Below are 21,012 nucleotides of genomic sequence, written 5' to 3' on the forward strand. Positions count from 1 at the left end.
CACATGAACCCCCGCCTGGCGCCGGGAGGCGCGCTGACGGCGACCGGGGTCGTCGCGGTCGTCCGCGGCACCCGCGCCGAACGCGTCGCCGACGTCCTGGACACCCTCGCCGACGCCGGCGTCCGCTGCCTGGAGCTCACCCTCAACACCCCGGGCGCGCTCGCCGAACTGGACGCGGCGCGGCAACGGCTGCCCGCGGACGTCGAACTCGGCGCCGGCACGGTGCGCACCGCCGCGGACGCGTCCGCGGCGGTGGCCGCCGGGGCCTCCTTCCTCGTCTCCCCCGACACCGACGAAGGCGTCGCCGCCGTGGCACGGGACCACGGCGTCGCCTACTACCCCGGCGCGCTGACCCCCGGCGAGGTCGGCCGCGCCTGGGACCTCGGCGCCACCGCCGTCAAGATCTTCCCCGCCGGGACGTTCGGCCCCCGCTACCTGCGCGACCTCGCGGGACCGTTCCGTGACGTCCCGCTGCTTCCGACGGGCGGGGTCGGCCCGGACAACGCCGCCGACTACATCGCCGCGGGCGCCGTCGCCGTCGGCGTGGGCGGCTCCCTCATCGGCGACGCGTTCGACGGCGGCTCCCTGACGGCTCTGGCCGACCGGGCGGGCCGGCTCCTCGCCGCCGTGCACGCCGCCCGACGACCCGACGTCCGCGTGGAGCGCGAGGGCGCCGCCCGATGACCGAACCGAGCATCGACCTGGTCACGTTCGGCGAGACCATGGCGCGGTTGGAGAACCCCGTCGTCGGGCCCATGCGGCACGCCCGCGCCCTGGACCTCGGCGTCGGCGGCGCCGAGTCGAACACGGCGATCGGGCTGTGCCGCCTCGGCGGCACCGCCGCCTGGTTCGGCCGCGTCGGCGACGACGAGTTCGGCCGCCTGATCACCAACGTCCTGGCGGGCGAGGGTGTACGCCTGGGCCACACCGTGGTGGACCGGTCCGCACCGACGGCGCTGCTGTTCAAGGAGCGCCGCGCCGGGACGCTCACCCGCGTCCAGTACTACCGGACGGGCAGCGCCGGGTCCCGGCTGTGCCCGGCCGACGTCCCGCACGACCTGATCCGGTCGGCGCGGGTTCTGCACGTCACCGGCATCACCGCCGCCATCAGCGCCACCGCCCGGCAGGCCCTCGACGACGCCGTCGAGACCGCCCGCGACGCGGGCGTGCCCGTCTCCCTCGACCTGAACTACCGGCGGGCCCTGTGGACGCCGACCGAGGCGGGCGAGTGCTTGCAGAAACTCGTGAAACGCGCCGATCTTCTGTTCGCCACCGAGCAGGAGGCGCGGCTGATCGTCCCCGACGCGGACGACGACCTGGCGGGGCTCGCCGCGGGGCTCGCCGCGCTCGGCCCGCGCGACGTCCTCCTCAAGCGCGGGGCCCAGGGGGTGGTCGCGCTGTGCGAGGGCGCGTTGCACGTCCAGGGCGCGCACCGGGTGCCGGTGATCGACCCGGTCGGCGCCGGAGACGCGTTCGCCGCCGGGTATCTCGCCGAGTTCGTCCGGGGACGTCCCGTCGCCGACCGTCTCGACACGGCCACGGCCGCCGGGGCGTACGCCGTTACCGTCCGCGGCGACTGGGAGGGTCTCCCGAGCCGAGCCGACCTTGATCTACTTAAATCAGCTGAAGACACCGTCACCCGCTAGGAGACAGATATGAGCAAACGTGAGATTCGCAGCGATGCGGCGCCCGCCCCGCTCGGCACGTACTCGCAGGCGATCGTGGTCGGCGACTTCCTCTACACGTCCGGGATGGGACCGATCGACCCGAAGACGGGCGAGTCGGTCGGCGGGGACGTCGCCCAGCAGACCCGGCAGACCTTGGCGAACCTGAAGGCGGTCCTCGCCGAACATGGCCTCGGCTTCGACGACGTCGTGAAGTCGACCGTCCACCTTCAGGACCTCCACCGCGACTTCGCCGCCTACGACAAGGTGTACCGGGAGCACTTCAACGAGCCGTACCCGGTGCGCACCACCGTCGGCTCCGACCTGATGAACATCCTCGTCGAGATCGACTTCGTCGCGTACAAGAAGAGCTGATGGACTCGTCCCTGTACGCCCTGGTCGAGGACCTGCGCGGGGTGGACGCCGCGCAGGTCCTTTCCCACGGCGTCTCCTCCATCACCGTCGGCGCGGCCTACCACCGCGCCCGCGACGTGACCCCCCACGGCCGCACCCGCGTGACCTTCCGGCAGGACGGGATCCACTTCCCTCCCGGCGACCTGTTCGACGGGCTGCGCCTCCTCCCGCCCGTCCAGCGGGACGCCGACCAGGAACCGTTGAAGGCCCTCCGCGACCAGACCCGCGAGCTGGGCGTGCCCCTGCACGGCTGGGCCGTGTTCCTGCACAGCACCACCCTCGGCCTCGCCTTCCCGGACGTCACCCAGGAGAACTGCTTCGGTGACCGTGCCGCGCCCGCCGACCTGTGCCCGTCCAACCCGGACGTCCGCGCCTACGCCGTCGCGCTGGGCCGCGCCGTCGCCCGCCAGGGAATGGACAGCGTCGTCTCCGAATCCCTGCACTTCGGGATGTTCGGGCACGGCTACCACCATGAGCGCTCCTTCGTCGACCTGGGCTCGGCCGCAGAATTCGCGCTCGGCCTCTGCTTCTGCCCCCACTGCCAGGCCCGCCTCCCCGGCGCCGAAACGGCCCGTACCGCCGCGTCCCGCCTCGCCGCGTCCGTCCTGGACGGCGGCCCTCCCGCCACCGAGCTTCCGACCGTCCTGGAGGACTACGCCCGCTCCCGCACCCCGATCGTCACGTCCCTGGCCGCCGACGTCGCCGACGCCGTGGCCGCCGAAGGATCCAGCCTGACCTTCCTCGACCTCACCGGCGCCGTGAAGGGCTACGCGGACGGACGTCCCACCGGCGGCCCCGCCGCCGACTCCGCCTGGCAGATCGGCGTGGACCCGTCGGCTGTGAGCGACGTCGTCCCGTCGTACGCCATCCTCTGCTACGCCCACGACGAGGACCGCGTGGCCGAGGACGTCGCCGCCTACCGCACGGCCCTGGGCCCGGACACCACGCTTCGCGCCGTCCTCCGCCCCGGCGTCCCCGACACGACCTCGTCCGACCACCTCGCCGCCAAGGTCACCGCCGCCCGCAAGGCAGGCGCGAACACCGTCGACTACTACTCATACGGCCTTGTGCCACTACCAGTCCTGTCCCGCATCCCTCATTGACGTACCCCGGCGCTAACGTGGCTGGCCTCTAATTCCGCTGAGAGGGCAGCAGATGCTCTTAGAGGTCAGCTACGTACCCACGCCTCGCGACCGTCGACGCGCGGTTGTTCTCCCTTGGTTCATTCGGCTCCTGTATGCCGGTCTCGTCGGCCTGGCGATCGCGGTCGTCGGAATCGGCGCACTGTCCCGCGCGGCGGCCCGCCACGGCGAAGCGACGAATGCGCCCGCCCTGGCCGCGGTGGGCGGTGTCGTCCTCCTGGCCCTGCCTCTCCTCATCACCCTGTGGACGCACTTTCAGCCCATTGACCAGGACGAACGCCACATCAGCATCACCCCGACCCGCATTCGCTGGGAGTCCGGAGGCGTGACCACCGAGGTTCCCTGGGCCCGGATGGGCGTTATCAGGGAAGGCCCACATCAATGGATACTGGGCACCCGCAACCAATGCCTGGCTCTTCCGAAGCGGGCCGTCCCGCAAGACCGAATCACCGAACTCCGAGAGTTCCTCACCAACCTGCCGCCCCGATGACCGATGCGAGGCTCCACCCATGGGAGTTCTCTTCGGCTACTTCGCCGCCGCCGATGACGACGACGCCGTCCGGGCCGTCGTCCGCGACGACGGCGAGACCAGCGGAACCGGCTATGACCAGCTCGTCGTCAAGGGCATGGACCCGGTGGTGAACCTGGCCCCGGCCGAGGCGCTCCTGACGGGCCGATCCGACACACAGAGCGGCTCCCTTGTCGGCATGCTCGGGGACGGCGAGGTCGTCGTGGTGACGCTCGCCGACGACTTCCGAGACGCCCTCGCCGCCGCCGACCCCGCGTCCTTCCCCGAGATCGCCACAGCCTGGTCGAAAGACGAGGACGCCTTCCTCAACCCGGTCGACCCGGAGGATCTCCACGCCTTCCTGGACGAGTTGTCCGGGCTCGCCGGTCGAGCCGTGGGCCATCGCGCCCGCCTCTACTGCTGGATCTGCCCCTGAACCGTATTCGTTGTGAGGCCGCTGAACACCATCTGCATCGGCATCTCCTGCGCGTGATGCCGTGCAACCCACGAGGACCTCGGGACCCCTGAACGTTCCGGCCGCAAAACCCCGGTCGCGGACCGGCGCAAGCCGGTCCGCGCCTCCCTGGGGGCGGCTGTATTCATTGCAGTCCTGGCCCACTTCGCTCGCCTTGTGGCTCGCTGCGTGACCGGGCCGGGGCGATCGGGGCATCGCTTCGCTCTCCGCACGGTTCCGCTCGCCTCCGGCATCGCTCCACCGGGCGGGTAACTCGTTCGCGCGCCGGGCCGAGGCCACGGCGAAACACGCCCTAACTGACCCTCGGCCGTTCGGACATGACACCGCTGCGCCGGGCGAGCACCCTGGTCCCCGGCCCGGACGCGGCCCCCGGCCCGGGCAGCGCCGTGACATTCTCGCTGCTCACCCGCTCCCCACATGCCGAGCAACAGACATGCGGGGTGAACTCGGCCCCGCAGTCGTGGTGTTCCAGACGGACGGGCGGGCCGCCCTCCGGCGTGGCCCACTTGTCGCCCCAGGCCATCAGCGCCATCAACACCGGCACAAGTTCCCGACCGGCCTCGGTGAGGTGGTACTCGTGCCGCAGCGGCCGCTGCTGGTAGGCGTGCCGCTGCACGATGCCGTCGGTGACCAGGGTCTGGAGCCGACGGGTGAGCAGGTTGCGGGAGATGCCGAGGTTCTCGGCGATGTCGTCGAACCGGTGCAGGCCCAGATAGATGTCCCGCACGATCAGCGGGGTCCACCACTCGCCGACGCGTTCCAGGGTCTGCCCGATCGAGCAGTGCATCTCCGCGAAGCTGGTCCGTTGCATGGCAACCAGTGTAGAGGGTTGATTCATTGAACTCACTAGGGTACGTTGCGACCAGGGAAGAGTTCAATGAAAGGACTAAGTAGTGCCGTTCGTGGAGTTGTTCGTCCGCAAGGGCTCGCTCGAGGAGGACCGCCGCAAGGAGATCGGCGGACGTCTGGTGTCGGAGGTGATGATCGCCGAAGGTGCGCCGGACAACGAGGCGGCCAGGGCCATCTCCTGGCTGGTGGTCAACGAGGTCGACGCCTGGTTCGTCGGCGGCCAGGAGGTGCCCGCCGGTGAGAAGCCGAAGTACATGGTGCGGGTGGGGGTCCCGGCCGGTTCGATGAACGACGACAAACGCCGTGACATCGTGAAACGCGTGACGCAGGTCCTCGCGGACGCCGACACCGACCCCGACCGCTTCAACGGCCCCACCGCCGCGTGGGTACACATCAACGAGGTCCCGGAAGGTAACTGGGGATCGGGCGGCGAAATCGTCCGCATCGAGGACATCGTCGCCCTGGTGACCAAGGGCTGACCTCCTAGAAGGCTTTGCGGATCCCGCCTAGGCACGCCCCTGAGCGGCGGCGGGGAACCCCGAGCACAACGGCCCGAACGTCGGCCGGCCGGATCCGCAGGGCCTGGACGGGCACACCACCCCTCCTCGTCCAGCCCGCGGCCGTGCGCGCCCGCCGCACGGTTCGCGCCGTGGCCCGGCCCGTTCAGAGAGCGCAAGGCGGTCGTGGCAGCCAGACCTGGATCAAGACTTCGGTAGCTGCCGATCGCGTCGGCATCGGGATGAGACGCCTCCGGAGAGTCGCGGTGAACAGGCCGAGCGCATCCGGAAGCGCCTCAGGTTCAACGAGCACGAAGTTCCCCACCAGAAGAACAGGTTGGCCGGCGTCCGGACCACCTGGTGGGAAGGGTGATCGAACTCGTTGGGCGACGCAGAAAAGGATCCGCGCCAGAGGCGATCGATCGAACCTCCACCCGCGATTCTGAACCGCCGGAACCGATCGCTACCTGTGCACGAATGTTGTTCACCGTCTGACGGTGAACCCGGTCAACGCGACGACGTAAATGCTCAGAAGGCACAGGTCGGCGGGTGGACGAGTAAGGCCGTTGACCGTAGGGCACCGGCCGTACCTCAAAGTGGCCGTCAGCCGGGCGCATTGACCGAGACACGCCCTAGCCGGGCTTGTTCGTCACCCGATCGCGGTACTGCTGAAAAGCGCGCCAACCCTCGGTTCGGCCTTCCGCGAGAAAATCGCCGGTGGAGGTATCAAGGGCCCGGCATCCGAGTACCTGCCCGATTCTCAGGATGACGGTGAGCACATCGTCGCCACCACCCCGAACATGAAGCATCACCGCCTCCAGCGGATCTTCGCGGCCGATGTTCAGCTCGATCGACCATATCGGGCCCTCGATCACACCCCACTCGGGATCTGAGAGATCGACCTCGGGCAGCTCGCTCTCCAGGCGGCCGAGGGCGTCCGGCAGTGAACCGATCGGGTGGGGAGCGAAATCTCGCGGCAGGTCGTCCATCCCGCTGACCTCCGCCGGAGCCCGCATCAGCAAGACGTCCCAGCTCACGACCAGCTCACCTCACACCCCGGTTCCGCCACACCAGGCAACCTACGCCACGCGTCCGACAAGGGGCTTCTTCGGGGACGGGGTGCGTCCGGTCAGAAAATCAGTTTCCTGTGTTGAGAGGGCGACGTTACATTTCATGGCAAGCACTTCGGCGGGAGGCCGTAATGATACTTCTCAGCAACGTGCGGTCAGAAGGCAGCGACCTCGCCCACCTGGCCGCCGAACTCGACATTCCGACGATCGCCGGACTTCAGCACCAGGGCGATGTTTCGGTGATTCCCGCCGCGATGGCGTCGCCGGATTATCAGCCTGCGGTGACCCAGGTTCCGGCGTCCGGTATCGCCGTTGTCCATGGCGAGGCGGGCGGGCACACGCACCTCCTCCTCGCGTCCGGTGACGTCCGGTACGAGGCCGCCCATGGCGCGGCGGACGACATCACCCTGGGATCGCTGGAAGTCGGCGACGGGGCGACCGCGTGGCTCGACCACCCGGAGCACGGAAACACGGGAATCGCGCCCGGCCGGTACGTACTGCGCCGTAAGCGCGAAATGGCACCCCGCGTCCTCGACCCGGAAGCCCGCCGCAAGCGCGAGCAGGCCCGTAAGCAGGCTCGTAAGCAGGCGGCCCGCGACCAGGCGATCCGCGAGCAGGCGGCCCGTGAGCAGGAGTGGAACGCGTCCGTCCGCTTCGTCGCGGACTGATGACGGCGAAGGCGCCCGGCCCCCACCCGCCCCCGACCGCGGAACAGCAGGCACTCCTGCCGTTGGTGCGGGACGAGTGGGTGGGGCACGGGCTGGCCGCGGGTCCGACGGACCGGGCGGCGGCCGAGGCGGGCGTCCGTGACGTCTACCTCGGCGCCGGCCGCCGGCCACCGGACCAGGTGATCTGGCTGGGCTCGCCGATGGCGGGCAGCATCGGCGCCGACATCCGCGCGGGCCGACGCTCCCTCATCACCAGGCGGGCCTGGCGGACGCTGCCGGAAGCGACCGGCGAGGCCATCGCCGAAACGGTCCCGGAGGACCCTCCGGAAACCGATCTGATCATGCTGGATCCGCTGCCGTCCGACCTCGACGACCCGCGCTGGGGCGGCCTGCTGCACCGGCTCGGACGCGAGGTGGCCACCGCCGTCGAAAAGGGCCTCGACAAGTCCGTCGGCACCGCGATCGACCAGGTGGCGGCGACCTGGCAGGACGCGGAGCAGCGTCCCGAAGTGGGGGCGCTGCCCCGGCTGGGCGCCTACCCTCCGCGGATGCTGCGGCAACTCGCTCAGCTCTCGTTCCTCGATCGGTGCGGCATCCGCGACCCGGACCTTCACAGCCGCGGCCTGCTCCAGGTGGAACGGTCGGCCGGTGCGTGGTGGCCGATGAGGAACAGCGTGATCCTCACCGAGCGCCCCATCGAACTGCACCACGACGCCGAGGGCCGACTCCACAACGAGCACGGCCCGGCGGTGCGGTACCCGGACGGCTGGTGCCTGTGGGCCTGGCACGGCGTCACCATGCCCCGCGAAATCATCGAAGACGAGGTCCCGATCGCCCGCGCGGTGTCGCTGCGCAACACCGAGCAGCGGCGTTGCGCCGTGGAGATGCTGGTCGGACGCGCCGGTTGGCACCAGGTGGTCAGCGAGGCGGGATGGCCGAGGGTCGGTCAGGAAACACCGGACCCCGGCAATCCCGGGCAGGTGCTCAGCCTGTGGTGTGTGGAGTCGCTGTACGACGACCATCTGCACCTACTGCTGATGACCAACGGGACAGTGGAGCGGGACGGCACCCGCCGAGAGTTCGGTGAACTGGTCCCTGGCTGGATCCGGGACCCGGTAAGGGCAGCCGCCTGGCAGGTCGGTCTCACCGCCGCCCAGTACCGCCAGACGTCCCGCCGGACCTGACCGATATCGGGTTGGTTCGCTCCCGGCTGCGTGCTCGGAACACCGACCACGCGGCCGGAACGAACTCACACCCTCGTCCCCAACCCGAATTCCGCGGACGTGGCGGAGCCGTCCAGCTAGAAAGTATGAGGACAACGCTCTCCAGCGCGGCTGTCTGCCGTCCGCGCGACTCTGAACGTCCGCGGTGGTGGCGACTGGTTCCGCGGCGGTCGTCCGCCGGGCTCGGCGGCGCGGCCGTGGTCGCGGCACCGGATCGGGCGCCGGAAGCAGTGGCAGGTCCGGTGGCGGTTCCGGCGGTACCGGCCGTCCGATCGGGCACGTTGCACATGGCTACCCGCCGGTCTCGCGGCGCGGTCGCTACTGAGGCGGGCGCATGGACGGCCGCCACAACGAACGGGCCGTGGCCGCTGGGGAGACGTCAGCGGTCACGACCCGTCCGGGACCCGAAGGTCCTGCAAGCACCACCCAGTCTACTGACAGTAAGTAGTCACTCAAGTACGCTTTGCCATACTGGGGAAATCGAGGTCACCCAGTGGCGTCGTCGGTGGCAGCACCGGAGAGGATGGCGTCCAGAAGCCCGGGATAACGGGCGTCCAAGTCTGACCGGCGCAGACGAAGCAGGTTCTCACGGCCTGACGGTTCCTGGAAGATGACGCCGCCCTCACGCAGCACCCGCCAGTGGTGCGTCATGGTCGACTTCGCCGTGATCCCCAGCACGTTCAGGACGCTTCCGCAGTTGTGCACGCCGCCCTCGTCCAGCACACGGACGGCGGCGAGCCGCACCGGATGACCCAGCGCCGACAGCACCCCGTCAACACGGATCTGTTCGGGCTCGGGGTGCCGGTACCTCATGGTCCCACTGTACCGCGATCGTCGAACAGTCCCTTGCCTCACGGTACGAAAGTACGTCATTATACGTACAGTCGTACTCCGGGAACCCATGAAGGGGCGCACGCATGTCCGAAGCACGAAGCCCGGCGGCCGGACGTCCACTCGGCCGGACGCTGGTCCTCCTGGCATTGGCGCAGCTCATCTACTCGCTCGACCTGAACATCGTGTTCGTCGCGTTGCCCGAGATCGGGGCCGAACTCGGCTTCCCCGGGCAGACGCAACAGCTGGTCGTCAGCGCCTACGTCGTCTTCGCCGGGGGCTTTCTCCTGTTCGGCGGCCGGGCGGCCGACCTGCTGGGACGCCGCCGCGTCTTCGTCCTCGCACTAGCGATCTACGCCGTGTCGTCCCTGGCAGGCGGTCTGGCGACAAGCCCCGAAGTGATCGTCATCGCGCGGGCGGTACAGGGAATCGGCGGCGCGCTCCTACTCCCGTCCACCCTGTCGCTGATCAACACGCTGTTCGCGGAAGGACCGCAGCGCAACCGGGCACTGGCCGTGTGGGGCGGTGCGGGCGCGTCCGGGCTGACGCTCGGCGCGCTGCTCGGCGGCGTCCTCACGGAGAACTTCGGCTGGCCCGCGGTCTTCTACGTCAACGTCCCGCTCGCCGGACTCGTAGCACTGGCCGCACTAGCAGTGATCCCCCGCGACACCCCACGCGCGCAGCGCCGCCGCTTCGACCTCCCCGGATCCCTGACGGTCACCGGAGGCGCCACACTGCTGGTGTTCGCCCTGGTCGAAGGACCCGAACTGGGCTGGACGAGCCCACTGGTAACAGGCGCATTCCTCCTGGCCGCGACCCTCCTGGCGGCCTTCGCCGCGATCGAAGCACGCAGCCCCGACCCGCTGATGCCGTTCCGCCTGTTCGGCAACCGCAGCCTGACCGTGGCACTAAGCGTCACGTTCATCTACATGGCGACCTTCGGCGTCCTGCCGTACTTCCTCACCGTGCTGATGCAAAGCGTGCACGGCTTCAGCGCGTTGCAAACCGGCCTGGCCTTCCTCGTCCCGTCCCTGGCCATCGCGACCGGCACCCAGCTCGGCGAACGCCTGACGACCCGAATCGGCACCCGAACAACGCTCCTGATCGGCTTCGCGATCGGCGTCGTCGGAACAGCGGCCCTGGCCTACGGTTTCGAAGCCGACGCGAGCTACGCCCAACTGATCCCAGGACTGGTGATCTCGGGTGTCGGCCAGGGCATCGTCTGGACGGCCATGTGGATAGCCGCCGCGACCGGCACCCCCGCCCACGAACAAGGCGTCGCCAACGGCATCGCCGCCACCGCGCTCAACATCGGCAACGCCATCGGCCTGGCGGTCTTCACCGTCATAGCCGACATCGGCATCGACGGCGCCACCGGCCAGGAACTACGCACCGCAACCGCGGACGGCGAATTCATCGTAGTCCTACTAACAGCAGCCGGAATGGCCATAGGCCTACTAATCACCCTCTTCCTCCCCCGCCACCCCACCCCCACACCCGAAACAAAACCCGAACACGCCGGCATCTCCGCCTAGCACCAAACCGCAACCAATACCACCAACCACAACAATCATCGCTCACACCCAAAAAGCGGACTCCTTTGACCCCAATTCATCGGCTCTCCGCGTGGCCACCACCGCGATACCACTAACCTCTGCCCCATCCTGAACCGCAGCGACCAGCGCGCCGGAGGGGCAGCATGACCGACCGCTACAGACCCATCGTGGACGTTCACGTCATCCTCGAACGCGGCGACGACATCCTCCTACTTGAACGTCAGGGCACCGGGTACGGCGACGGCATGCTCCACCTCCCCTCCGGCCACCTGGAGGAAGGCGAACCCGCCGCCCACGGCGCGGCCCGCGAAGCCCACGAGGATACCGGCGTCGTCATCGACCCTGCCGACCTCGTCCTGACCACCGTCGTCCACCACCGCCAACTCCCCGCCCGAGCCCGCCTCGGCCTGTTCTTCGCCACCACCCACTGGTCCGGAGACCCCCACAACACCGAACCCCACAAATGCCGCAAATTCCAATGGTGCGACCCCCAACTCCTGCCCTCGAACACCATCCCCTACCCCGCCGCCGGAATCCGCGCCTACCTGGGCGGGATCCCTTTCACCACCCACGGCTGGACCCCATAATCCCGTCCCACAGATCGCTTAACGGCACAACATGACGTCCACCGAAATTTCAGACGCGAGCGGTCCGCATGACGCGGCACTGCGGACGACACGTCACCCGACCACCGGACCCGCCGTCTCCATCTCCGGGAATCGGGCGGAGGGGCCGTCGAGGAGATGGTCGTCGCGTCCGCGGAGCCACCGGTCGAAGAACGAGACCACATAGGCGCGCTGCACAGCCACGGACCGCTCTGGGTCGATCGTCCCGACGGCCTTGGCGAGCCCGCCTGCCGGGACGACGCCCTGCCGCGCGAACCAGTGCAGGAGCGACTGCGCGTCGGTGTACGAGGCGTGCCGCGAGCCGCGCAACGTCCCGTTGAACCTCCAGCCGCGCGAGTTCTTCCAGAACGCCGCCCACGAGGGACGCTTCCGGTAGTCGCCGGACTCCTCGGAGCCGAGGAGCAGCAGCGGCCGGTCCAGGCCGTCCCGCGCGACGCTGCTCAGCCCGTCCGGGAAGTCCATCTGACCGTCCATGTTCACCCCGGCCCGGATCCGGCGGTCGTCGTGCATCGCCTGCGCGGCCGTGAACCCACCGGCTGAGTGCCCCGCCATTCCGACCCGTCCCAGGTCGAGCGCGAACCGTCCCTTGGCCAAACCGGGCAGCCGGTCCAGGACGAACCGAACGTCCGCGACGCGCGTCGCCATCGACTTCTTCAACAGCGCCGTGATCTCGACGGGATCGGACGGCGGCTCACCCTCCAGCAGCCGACTCGTCTCCAGTCGCCCGCCCGGGAACTCCACCTCGGACGCCTCGTAGGTGTGATCGACGGTCACCACCGCGTACCCGCGGCTCGCGAGGTCCTCAACGAGCGTGGTGCCGAACGTCCGAGGATCTCCGAGCCCGGCGGAGTACAGCACAACCGGCAGCCGCCCGGCCCGCCGGTCAACGGGCGCTCCGGTGACCGCGTTCGTCCGCGTCCCCGCCCAGTCGGCCTTCCCAGGCGGCATGTTGAGGTTGACCGTACCCGCCCCCGTAGCGGACCCGAAGTGCGCCGCGGCCTTCGCCGTCATGTGCGGCGCGAACGGCCCACCCTTCCTGGCCGGATACCAGACACTGACCATCAACTCCCGGGCACGGCTCCCCGTCCACGGGTCGCGCCGCCCCCTGTCCGTCAGGTGAAACGCAGTCGTCCCAACGCGAAACGCCCCGGCCGGAGCAGGCAACCGCACCTCCTCGGAAACGGCCCCCTCGGTCGCCTCGGCCGTCTCACGAACTTCGGCAGCCACGGACGCGCAAGGAAACAGGACGAGCGAAGTGCAGGAGAAGACGAGCAGCGTGCGGCGGTGCCTTTTCTTCATGCACACCATCCTGGCCCCGACGGTCACTCTCCGCGTACCGAGATCGAAGAACATGGCAATGAGTCCCCCCAAGCGGCCCTCTCGTGCCCTCCGCACGGAACAGGGTCATTGCCTCCCGACGAATGCGAGGCAGCGGGCGGCCTGACCATGCCGTGGTGAGGCGGTGGACTCGACGCGGCCATGTGGCAACCCCAGCGACTACCAGCCACAGGCACCAAACCTTCCATAAGCACTCAAACCGCCTTCGCTCCCCCACCGCGCGGACGAGTGTGCAGCGCGTCAGCAAATCGATCCTGATGCAAACGACACCACCCAACCGCAACCGCCGCCACCCACCACGCCTTGCAAGTACGTCAGAGCATCGATCCAACCCCGCATGCGCGGGGAGCAGCACAGATCCACATGGGAGCCTCGACTGGGAACCAGGACCATCCCCGCGTGCGCGGGGAGCACGCCGGCTCCGTAGTCCCACCGCTCCGTCAGAAATTCCTGGACCATCCCCGCGTGCGCGGGGAGCACGGTGGGTGAACCCGGTTGAGGATCGCTTTGCGGGGACCATCCCCGCGTGCGCGGGGAGCACTCTCGTTCGCCGTGCGGTCTCGTGATGCGGCTGGGACCATCCCCGCGTGCGCGGGGAGCACTCGACGCCGAACGGGCCGCGCTGGTGGCCGAAGGGGACCATCCCCGCGTGCGCGGGGAGCACTCTCCCTGACCTGGGCATCTGTACCGAGACAGGGGCGGTTTGGAGCACTTTTGTTGATTCGGACATCGAGCCCAATATTGGTTATATTGGCACTTAAGAGGCGGAAGCGACAGTGTGTCCAAGATGGAATCAGTGGAGAACTTCCACGGTGCTGTACACCAGCAAGATCGCATTTGGCCTCGGTCATGTGATGGTCCGGCCTCATTGATGCCCATCGCCCTAGCGCCTGCCCACACTACCGAGTGCATCACGGCCGTTCTCGTCGATCCCGTGGCTGCCTCTGGCGTACGGCCTTCCAGGCCGGTTGGCCGATGCTGGAGAGCACGGTCTGGGTGATGTCCGCCAACCGTCGTGCGGCGGCGGGGTCGAAGGGGGAGCTTTTACGTCGATCTTGTGTGCTGCATGTAGGCGCTCAGCCGGTGGGCGGGCGGTCGGGACACCGTCCAGTTCGTTAGTCGTCAAGCTTGATTCAGAGAGGGCCCAGCAGGCTCCGGGCATGGCTTCGGACGTAGGGGGGCCAGAGCGGCGTGGACGGGGTCGCGGTCGGCGGCCTGGAGGAGGATGGCCGCGACCGTGAGTTCGGCGAGCCGCCCCTCGCGCGTTTCCAGGACATCGGCGAAGACGTCCCGGACCCGGGCTGCAACCTCGGGGACGCCGAGCGTGTAGGCGTGGAGATGAGCGGCGTCGAAGCCGCGGGGTGCGGGGCCGATGCCTTCCCAGTCGATGATGGCCAGTTCCGGGCCGGTGAGATTGGCCCAGTGCAGGTCACCGTGGGCGAGAGTCCAGTGGTCGACAGTGGTGTCGATACCCGTGTCGCCGAGGTAGCGGGGAATGGTGCGGTGTACGTAGTCCTGGCTGATGACGCGCGGACGGTCGTCCGGAATCGGTGTGGCCGCGACCGTGTCCGTGGCCCATCGCAATCGTGACCACCACGCATCAGGCAGAGCGATGTGCGCGGTGAGCCCCGGAGTCGAGGAGCAGACAGACGCCGTTACATAGGTACTGAGCTCTGCTCGGTACGCGTATCCCTTCTTAGTCCAGTCGGCCGTGTCCAGCAGCCGAGGGCGCGGCACTTCACTCGGCAAGGCGGTCGCGGCGACCTGAGTACCCGTCCACAACTTTCCGCCCGCCTTATCGACCGGTGCCTCAAGCACACGGAGCCAGGCGTATCCGCTGGACGTTGTGACGGGACCGCCGATGGTCCTTCCGCTATGCCCCCAGGCTCTAGGCGCACCGTGGGTGGACGCGCATCCGAGCCGAACCGCCGCGTCGGTGAAGGCGGCGCACATTCGTTCACGGACGCCGGGATCGTCAGGCTCGAAGAACATGGCGAACATTCTGGAGAGGCGCAGGCGGGATGGCTGGACGTTGGAAGGCGCCGAGCGCCTCTCGTTAGTGTGCCGCAGTCGAGGCCGAGAGCAGGGCTTCGGTGAGCCCCGGCGTGGTGACCACCACCGCAGGCGCCGCAGCAACTCGCGTCGACCACGTCAGCTATGGCAACTCTTAGCGGATGAGGGGTCCGCGGGACTGACGAGCGAGATTTCGATGGCCAGCACGCCGAGGGCTTCCTTCTCGGGCCCATAGATGCGCCGGATATTGGCGAGTTGCTGGTCGCGTGGGCTGTCAGGATTGACTCTGGACGGCCCTTCTGCATCAAACATCTCTTCTAATGACCGATAACGAGCGACCCTCCTGACCCGAGTCAGAACATCATCTCGACCGCATATGAATCGAATATGGTCACCCACCTTCAGTTTCCGTAGGTTCGGATACTGCACGCGGACCTCTATGGTTTTGCGGCCCGCTGCCACCAGGTCGAAATAGCGGCGGTACAGATTCATTTCGCGGGCTCGCACGGCCAGCTCGGCCGGAGGACGTGCGGTCATGACGCGGTCCAGTTCGTGGGTCGTGTAGCTGCGATAGAAATGCTTGGGGTCGGCGAGCATCTTGCCGACAAGCCAGACGAGCACGTCGACGTAGGAGTCGATCGTGCCGGGCCAGTCGGTGATGTCCAGCATCCAATCGCGAGCCCCCGTCGGGGCCGTGAGCATCCCTTACTCGGTCATCGACGGCCACGACGATGGTCTCGTGCTGCCCGTCGGGGGGCGGTGACACGATGATCTCTCCATCTACCAACTCGGCACGGAAGCCCGGCCTCACATCAAGCGCAGCGAACGCCTCGCGCAGGTTGTCATGAACGGGCGACGGCTCTTCTGGCATCGCCGTCATGAGCAAGTCTCCTCGTGGTGTCAGCGGCGGTACGCCTTACTCCACACGCTAGCGACTCAACCTCTCCCGGCGGGCCGAGCCGTGCCATCTGGCGCGTTCGTCCGGCCAGGGATACGTCCGAGCATGTGACGAGCGCATCCCCGCGCGGTGGGAGGCCGGAGTGCGGTGGGTCGTCCATGCTCCGGGCGACGGGACGCCTCGCCGCTGATCGGCTGGATGGGCGCCGGACGGTGGGGCTGGACGGTCAGAGCGTGTCGGTGGCGAACTGGACGGCCGTGCGCAGAGCCGCGCGGGTCAGCAGGAGGACGGGACCGTCCGGGTCCTTGCTGTCCCGCACCGCCACTACCCCGGCCACGTCCGCCAACTCCACGCAGTTCCCGCCGTTCTCGCCACTGCGGTGAGCCTTGCGCCAATGCGTGTCGCGAACGCTCGCCAACTCGACGCATTCGCCGCCGTTGGGACCGCTGTGAGCGCTCTTGCGCCAGTGAGTGCGAGGGATGCCCGCCAGTTCCACGCAATTCCCGCCGTTGGACGTCGTGTAGCTGCTCTTGCGCCAGTTGAGGTTTTCCAGGGGCATGGAGTCAGTGTCGGGCGTGTGGTCGTGCTTGTCAGTGGGCGCGTTCGCTCGTCGGAGGTCACCTTTGGGGTAGGTGGACCGGCGTGGGTCCTTGACCGGGTGGGGGGTGAGGTGCGGCGGGTCGTCCGGGTCCCGGGGGGATGGGACGACTCGCCGCTACTCGGTGGTTGGTGCTGGACGGTCAGTGCACGTCGGCGGCGGACTGGACGGCGGTGCGCAGGGCCGCGCGGGTCAGCAGGAGGACGGGACCGTCCGGGTCTTTGCTGTCTCGCACCGCCACCACCCCGGCTACGTCCGCCAACTCCACGCAGTTCCCGCCGTTGGAACCGGTGTAACTGCTCTTGCGCCACTTGGCATTCCTCAGGTCCATCTTTCTTGGACCACCTTTCTGATCAGCTCGCGCGACATCTCTTCAGTGAGTGTCCGTGAACGAAGGGCGTTGAGCGTACGCGCCAACACGGACAGGTCCGTTGGGTCATCAGTCGTGATGGCGTGAATTGCTGTCTCGATATATGCGACCTCACTTCGATCATCCATCGTGGCGATGGTGAACGCGCCCATGTTGCCGTCGTGCTCGCCGCTTTCCAACACTACTTGAACCATGACGTTGGGCAACATACTTAAGTCCAGCAGGTGTTGGAGTTGCTCCCTCATCGTCTCGGTCGTGCCAACCGGTCGGCGAAGCGCCTGCTCGTCGATCAGCAGCACCAGCTCAGGTGGGGTGCGTCCCTCGCCTCTCGTGAGGATCTCTTGGCGAGCGAGCCGCGCTGCCACAGCCTCGTCGTTGCCGTGCAAGAGGGCGGATGCGTAGGCCGGAGTCTGAACGAGACCTGCGATCAACGTCGGCTCCCATGAGACGAGCATCGCCGCGTCCCCTTCGATCTTGGGCCAGTCGAACCAGATCGGGACCGGGTGACCGTTCCTGTTCAGGTCTTCCCAGAGCTTGATCAAGGCTCCGTCAGCGTTGAGGATGCGGTCGACCTGTTCCACGAATGAGCGCGAAGCCCGCCTGGTGCCGTTTTCGATCCTGCTCACCTGCGCCTTGCTGATGTTCGTGTGGTCGGCAATGGACTGCTGAGTGATGCCCTTCGCCTCGCGCATCCGGCGCATTTGTCCACCGAAGGCGATCAAGGCGGGGGATTCCTTGGGGCGTTGACGTCGTGGAGGCATGATCGCGAAGTCTCCTTTTCTTGGTACCTCACCAAGAAGGCACGCCTGTCGCCAGTCGTCACCAAGCAATCTTGGTAACACCAGCGTACAGCGGAACCTTGCTAAAAGTGTGGTGTTCGCCACACAGAGTGAGGAGAAATCATGGTTCAGGCGGCGGCGGAGAACGCGATGGTGGTGAAGCAGGACCTCAGGGTGGTCGGGGAGGTGCGGAGGTTCGTGCGGCTGGTCACCGGCCAGTGGGGCATGGACGACTTCGTCCCGTGCCTGGTGGCCAGCGAACTGGTCACCAACGCGCTCCAGCACACCTCCAGGCTGGACGACGACATAACCCTGCGACTGGGCCGCACCGACGACGGCGCCCTCTGGATGGAAGTCCAAGACACCACCCCCGACCTCCCCCACATGCCGGAGACAGACCCGATCAGCGAAGCGGGCCGGGGCCTGCTCATCGTCGACCAGTACTGCCGCTGCTGGGGCGTCCGCCCCCTGGCCGACAACACCGGCAAAATCGTTTTCGCCGTCATCGACACGCCTTGAAGACCAGCGGAGGGGCGGTCGGAGGGGGCCGCCTCTCCGCACCTTCCCACCCGTCCTCCCACCCCTGCCAAGGACCCGGCGTCCCATTCCGCTTCCCCCCAGACGGAACGGACGCCACTGGGGAAGGAGGTCGCGCGGCCGAGATTCCCCCTAACTGCCCGCCCGCGCGACCTCACTCCCGGCACCGCCTGCGAACACCGCCCCGGACTCCACGGGCCGGTGACCGAAAGGACCACGTACGTGAACGTGCTCACAAAAGTCTGGGAGCGCTGGCAACTCGAAGCGTTGCGAATGCGCTTCCCAAGCTGGGACATCGCCCGCATCGACCGCGACGTCTGGCGCGTCACCCGACCACCGGTCACCCGCATCATCGTGGGCCGCATCAACACGGCTCGAGAAGAAATGGCCTGGCTCGACGACCTCTTCGCCAGCGGCATCATCCACCGCACCCGCCGCCGCCCCTGAACCACCCCACCCCCACGCCTCACAGAACGGCCCGCCGGAGCAGCGGTCAGCGCAGTTCGACGTCGACATGGTGTGCGGTGAGCAGCTCCAAGAGCGTGTCGAGGGTGGTCGATGGTCCGTGTCGGAAGTGGTCTTGACCTGTGACGAGGTGGTGGCGGGCCACCGGCGAGTTGTGCCAGACCAGGCGGAAGGGCGTTTCCGCGCCCCACTTTCCGCTCAGGCAGTCGTCGAGGGCGCCGAGACTCCGACCGAAGTAGCCGCCCGGGCCGTTGATCGCCTCTCCGATGGCGCAGTAGAAACCCTCGATGTCGGTGACGAACCGGCCATCGAGGTGAAAGACGGTTCCTGGTTGCCGGTCGGGGGCTTCGCGGCGGTGATGGCCCAGTGCCACGCCCGCCCATACGTCCCGCAGCGTCCGGTCATAGTGCGCCCACAAGTTGCGTTCGGTGGGCCGACCGGTAAACCACACATCCAGAATGCCGCGTGTTCCGGCTGGACGCGGTTCACGCGCGTCAATGGCGATGGTGACGTCGATGAGGCCGGTGTCGAGCCGGGACGGGACGCTCGACAAGAGCGTGCCGGACACGATGCCGTCGACCAGAGGGACCGCCGAGCCGTCAGCGGCGACCGCTCCCACCTCCGCGGACACTCGGCGGCGGCGCAGACCGGCCTTCGTCGTCTGGTGTGCCGCGGCGATCGCGGTCAGCAGCGGCGGCTCGGGTCGGCAGCCGACAAGGGTGACGTGCGGTATCGGGGGCTCGGTGGGCTCACGGAAAACGCCGGTGAGGTCGGCGCAAACACCGAGCGGCGCGTCGTTCGGATCGCTGAGAACGAACCCGGTGATGCCACCGGGACGGTCGACTCCGTCGGTACGGTCGTACACATCGCCCAAGCCCTCCAGGTCGATGTCGAAGAGTGCCGGGGAGGCCTGCGACGGCCGGTGGTCCAGGACGACTAAATCGAGCAACTGCTCACCGATCCAGCCGCGCCGTGCCGCAGGGTCGTCGGGTTTCGCGGACAACCAGAGGTCGCCCAGCGGCACTCGTCCGGGACGCGCGGTCGCAGGGGCCATGTCATTGAGCGCCGAGGCGAGGGTGCCGTCCGGCTCGCAGCCCAGAAGGGTGAAACGTTCCCGGTGCCGGGGCGGTAAGTCGACGAACAACCCGTCTATGTCGGCGCACAATGCCAAGGCATCCTCGCCGGGAAACTGCGGTGTGCCGGTGTATCCGACGAGTACCCAACGCGGGGGAAACCGCTGGTCCCACGTCCATCGCCGCTGCCACGGATCCTCGGCTTCGCCGGAGCGGTCGGTCGTCACGCGACCGTACCGGTGGCCAAGACCCGCGGTTGCCTTAGCAGGGGGGCGAAGGCCCTTTCGGCCGCGCCTATGAGAGTGGCATGGGGAAGGTCGCCTGTGACTATCTCTATTCGACTGGTGCGAGCGACGAAAGAGGACGTCATCAACCCATTGCGCACGAAGTCCTGGTCGGCTCGATACAAGTCGGCGAGGAAGCCCATGAGCACGACGCGCTCCGGGGCGAGCGTGTTGACGAGGCTCGTCAGTCCCGTCACGAGATGGGCGGCGGTTAGGCGGACGGCCTGCCGCGCGGCGGGGTTACCGGCGGCGGCGTCGTCGAAGATTTCGGCGACGGTGTCGTCATGGTCGCGGCGACCGGCGGCACGGAGCAGTGCCCGCGCGTCGGCGTACATTTCCAGGCAGCCGCGGGCACCGCACGGGCATGGCAGTCCCCCGGGCTCGACGATGATGTGGCCCGCCTCCAAGGCGTGGCCGCCGCCGGTGAACGGTACGCCCGTGTCGATGAACCCGCCGCCGACGCCGACGCGGTTGCAGTTCAGCGCCAGCATGCTCGCGGCGCCGCGTCCGGCCCCGTAACGGAACTCGGCCAACACGGCCAGCGTGGCGGCCCGCCCCACCGCGACGGGGGCGCCGATCGACGACATGCCGCGCAGTTGCTGTGCGAGTGGTACGTCGTTCCAGCCCAGATGCAAGGTGGACCGGACGAAGCCGTCGGGTTCCCTGATGAATCCGGGCATCGCGATGCAGACCCCGGCGCATCGGCGATCGGTCTGGCGCGCGGCGTCGGAGATCGCGTCCGCCAGTGCCGGTATGAGGGTGGCGGGGTCTGTGTCAGAGATGTCCGGGATCGGTTGGCCGATGTGGCTGAGCTTGCGATCGAGACCGACGAGGCCGACCGTCACACGGTCCGCGCTCAACTGGACGGCGACGGCCACGGGCCCCTCGGGACTCACCTCGACGACGGGGGACGGCCTGCCGCGTCCGGTCGGGGCACCGGAGGCACGTAGCGGTTCGCCGATGCGGACCAGCCCCAACGCCGTCAGTTCGTTCAAGGCGGTGCCCACCGCGCTCGCGGCCAGACCGAGTTCGGCCGTGACCGCGGCGCGGGTCAGCGGGCCGCGCCGATGAAGCAGCGTCAGGACGCGTCCGGCCGCGGGGCCGTCGCCGGTGTCCGGCGCATGGATCGCCACC

Annotated in this window: 24 protein-coding genes and 1 CRISPR repeat array; of the genes, 13 read left to right on the top strand and 11 right to left on the bottom strand. The window is 68.3% G+C overall.

All coding sequences use genetic code 11. The features are described 5' to 3' along the window. The first annotated feature begins 3 nt into the window (after positions 1-3). Genes D0T12_RS00225 through D0T12_RS00250 form a run of 6 tightly spaced genes read left to right on the top strand, consistent with a single transcriptional unit; the run spans position 4 to position 4,164 of the window. The gene (locus D0T12_RS00225) at positions 4-684 is read left to right on the top strand and encodes a bifunctional 4-hydroxy-2-oxoglutarate aldolase/2-dehydro-3-deoxy-phosphogluconate aldolase (RefSeq protein WP_117397212.1); all 681 of its coding nucleotides are present in this window, start codon (positions 4-6) and stop codon (positions 682-684) included. Then, positions 681-1,646, top strand: a complete 966-nt coding sequence (locus tag D0T12_RS00230; RefSeq protein WP_199487210.1) for a sugar kinase — start codon at positions 681-683, stop codon at positions 1,644-1,646. Before D0T12_RS00225 ends, D0T12_RS00230 begins: the two co-directional genes overlap by 4 nt. A 9-nt stretch (positions 1,647-1,655) precedes the next feature. Beyond that, entirely contained in the window at positions 1,656-2,039 is a 384-nt protein-coding gene (locus D0T12_RS00235) for a RidA family protein (protein WP_117397213.1), read from the top strand. After that, positions 2,039-3,181, top strand: coding sequence for a hypothetical protein (locus D0T12_RS00240; RefSeq protein ID WP_117397214.1), 1,143 nt, complete (start codon positions 2,039-2,041; stop codon positions 3,179-3,181). Before D0T12_RS00235 ends, D0T12_RS00240 begins: the two co-directional genes overlap by 1 nt. A gap of 52 nt (positions 3,182-3,233) precedes the next feature. Further along, complete coding sequence (locus D0T12_RS00245) at positions 3,234-3,710, top strand: YcxB family protein (RefSeq protein WP_117397215.1); 477 nt, start codon at positions 3,234-3,236, stop codon at positions 3,708-3,710. A 19-nt stretch (positions 3,711-3,729) separates the two neighbouring features. Next, entirely contained in the window at positions 3,730-4,164 is a 435-nt protein-coding gene (locus D0T12_RS00250) for a hypothetical protein (RefSeq protein ID WP_117397216.1), read from the top strand. 331 nt (positions 4,165-4,495) lie between these two features. Here the strand turns inward: D0T12_RS00250 and D0T12_RS00255 are convergent, their stop codons facing one another. Next, positions 4,496-5,014 (bottom strand): winged helix-turn-helix transcriptional regulator, encoded by a 519-nt coding sequence (locus D0T12_RS00255; RefSeq protein WP_233525759.1) that lies wholly within the window; start codon positions 5,012-5,014, stop codon positions 4,496-4,498. Positions 5,015-5,096: 82 nt separating this feature from the next. On the opposite strand from D0T12_RS00255, the gene D0T12_RS00260 reads away from it, so the two are divergent. Further along, entirely contained in the window at positions 5,097-5,531 is a 435-nt protein-coding gene (locus D0T12_RS00260) for a tautomerase family protein (protein ID WP_117397217.1), read from the top strand. Between the two features lie 650 nt (positions 5,532-6,181). Here the strand turns inward: D0T12_RS00260 and D0T12_RS00265 are convergent. Next, entirely contained in the window at positions 6,182-6,586 is a 405-nt protein-coding gene (locus D0T12_RS00265; RefSeq protein WP_117397218.1) for a hypothetical protein, read from the bottom strand. A 164-nt stretch (positions 6,587-6,750) separates the two neighbouring features. Between D0T12_RS00265 and D0T12_RS00270 the strand changes: the two genes are divergently transcribed. Then, positions 6,751-7,287, top strand: coding sequence for a hypothetical protein (locus D0T12_RS00270; protein WP_117397219.1), 537 nt, complete (start codon positions 6,751-6,753; stop codon positions 7,285-7,287). After that, on the top strand, positions 7,287-8,471 hold the full coding sequence (locus tag D0T12_RS00275) for a DUF6745 domain-containing protein (RefSeq protein ID WP_117397220.1): 1,185 nt from the start codon (positions 7,287-7,289) through the stop codon (positions 8,469-8,471). Before D0T12_RS00270 ends, D0T12_RS00275 begins: the two co-directional genes overlap by 1 nt. Before the next feature lie 525 nt (positions 8,472-8,996). On the opposite strand, the gene D0T12_RS00280 is transcribed toward D0T12_RS00275, so the two are convergent. Beyond that, complete coding sequence (locus D0T12_RS00280; protein ID WP_117397221.1) at positions 8,997-9,323, bottom strand: ArsR/SmtB family transcription factor; 327 nt, start codon at positions 9,321-9,323, stop codon at positions 8,997-8,999. Between the two features lie 104 nt (positions 9,324-9,427). Here D0T12_RS00280 and D0T12_RS00285 point away from each other — a divergent pair, with 104 nt between their 5' ends. Together D0T12_RS00285 and D0T12_RS00290 are read left to right on the top strand one after the other, a co-directional pair. Then, entirely contained in the window at positions 9,428-10,876 is a 1,449-nt protein-coding gene (locus tag D0T12_RS00285) for an MFS transporter (RefSeq protein WP_199487211.1), read from the top strand. A gap of 164 nt (positions 10,877-11,040) precedes the next feature. Continuing rightward, on the top strand, positions 11,041-11,484 hold the full coding sequence (locus D0T12_RS00290) for an NUDIX hydrolase (RefSeq protein WP_117397222.1): 444 nt from the start codon (positions 11,041-11,043) through the stop codon (positions 11,482-11,484). A gap of 93 nt (positions 11,485-11,577) precedes the next feature. Here the strand turns inward: D0T12_RS00290 and D0T12_RS00295 are convergent, their stop codons facing one another. The 6 genes from D0T12_RS00295 to D0T12_RS35165 all read right to left on the bottom strand — a co-directional run bounded on the left by D0T12_RS00295 (position 11,578) and on the right by D0T12_RS35165 (position 17,462). Next, positions 11,578-12,798, bottom strand: coding sequence for an alpha/beta hydrolase family protein (locus D0T12_RS00295; protein ID WP_407642034.1), 1,221 nt, complete (start codon positions 12,796-12,798; stop codon positions 11,578-11,580). A 448-nt stretch (positions 12,799-13,246) separates the two neighbouring features. Next, a CRISPR array of direct repeats spans positions 13,247-13,527; the repeat unit is 31 nt; unit sequence GGGACCATCCCCGCGTGCGCGGGGAGCACTC. 456 nt (positions 13,528-13,983) lie between these two features. Further along, positions 13,984-14,445: a hypothetical protein gene (locus D0T12_RS00300; RefSeq protein ID WP_117397223.1), complete on the bottom strand. Its 462-nt coding sequence runs from the start codon at positions 14,443-14,445 to the stop codon at positions 13,984-13,986. A gap of 567 nt (positions 14,446-15,012) precedes the next feature. Further along, positions 15,013-15,543, bottom strand: a complete 531-nt coding sequence (locus D0T12_RS00305) for an ASCH domain-containing protein (protein ID WP_233525761.1) — start codon at positions 15,541-15,543, stop codon at positions 15,013-15,015. A gap of 455 nt (positions 15,544-15,998) precedes the next feature. Continuing rightward, entirely contained in the window at positions 15,999-16,331 is a 333-nt protein-coding gene (locus D0T12_RS00315; protein ID WP_117397224.1) for a DUF397 domain-containing protein, read from the bottom strand. Positions 16,332-16,512: 181 nt separating this feature from the next. Continuing rightward, positions 16,513-16,701, bottom strand: a complete 189-nt coding sequence (locus D0T12_RS00320; RefSeq protein WP_117397225.1) for a DUF397 domain-containing protein — start codon at positions 16,699-16,701, stop codon at positions 16,513-16,515. Beyond that, positions 16,692-17,462: a helix-turn-helix domain-containing protein gene (locus D0T12_RS35165; RefSeq protein WP_158581349.1), complete on the bottom strand. Its 771-nt coding sequence runs from the start codon at positions 17,460-17,462 to the stop codon at positions 16,692-16,694. Before D0T12_RS35165 ends, D0T12_RS00320 begins: the two co-directional genes overlap by 10 nt. A 180-nt stretch (positions 17,463-17,642) precedes the next feature. Between D0T12_RS35165 and D0T12_RS35170 the strand changes: the two genes are divergently transcribed. Beyond that, a complete protein-coding gene (locus D0T12_RS35170; protein ID WP_158581350.1) occupies positions 17,643-18,038 on the top strand; it encodes an ATP-binding protein in 396 nt (131 codons plus the stop codon). 240 nt (positions 18,039-18,278) lie between these two features. Continuing rightward, on the top strand, positions 18,279-18,503 hold the full coding sequence (locus D0T12_RS34680; RefSeq protein ID WP_147339315.1) for a hypothetical protein: 225 nt from the start codon (positions 18,279-18,281) through the stop codon (positions 18,501-18,503). A gap of 46 nt (positions 18,504-18,549) precedes the next feature. Here the strand turns inward: D0T12_RS34680 and D0T12_RS00330 are convergent, their stop codons facing one another. Continuing rightward, on the bottom strand, positions 18,550-19,821 hold the full coding sequence (locus tag D0T12_RS00330) for a barstar family protein (RefSeq protein ID WP_233525762.1): 1,272 nt from the start codon (positions 19,819-19,821) through the stop codon (positions 18,550-18,552). Then, the gene (locus D0T12_RS00335) at positions 19,818-21,011 is read right to left on the bottom strand and encodes an ROK family transcriptional regulator (protein ID WP_158581351.1); all 1,194 of its coding nucleotides are present in this window, start codon (positions 21,009-21,011) and stop codon (positions 19,818-19,820) included. Before D0T12_RS00335 ends, D0T12_RS00330 begins: the two co-directional genes overlap by 4 nt. Position 21,012 lies beyond the last annotated feature (1 nt).

Source organism: Actinomadura spongiicola (assembly GCF_003432485.1).
Taxonomy (GTDB): domain Bacteria; phylum Actinomycetota; class Actinomycetes; order Streptosporangiales; family Streptosporangiaceae; genus Spirillospora; species Spirillospora spongiicola.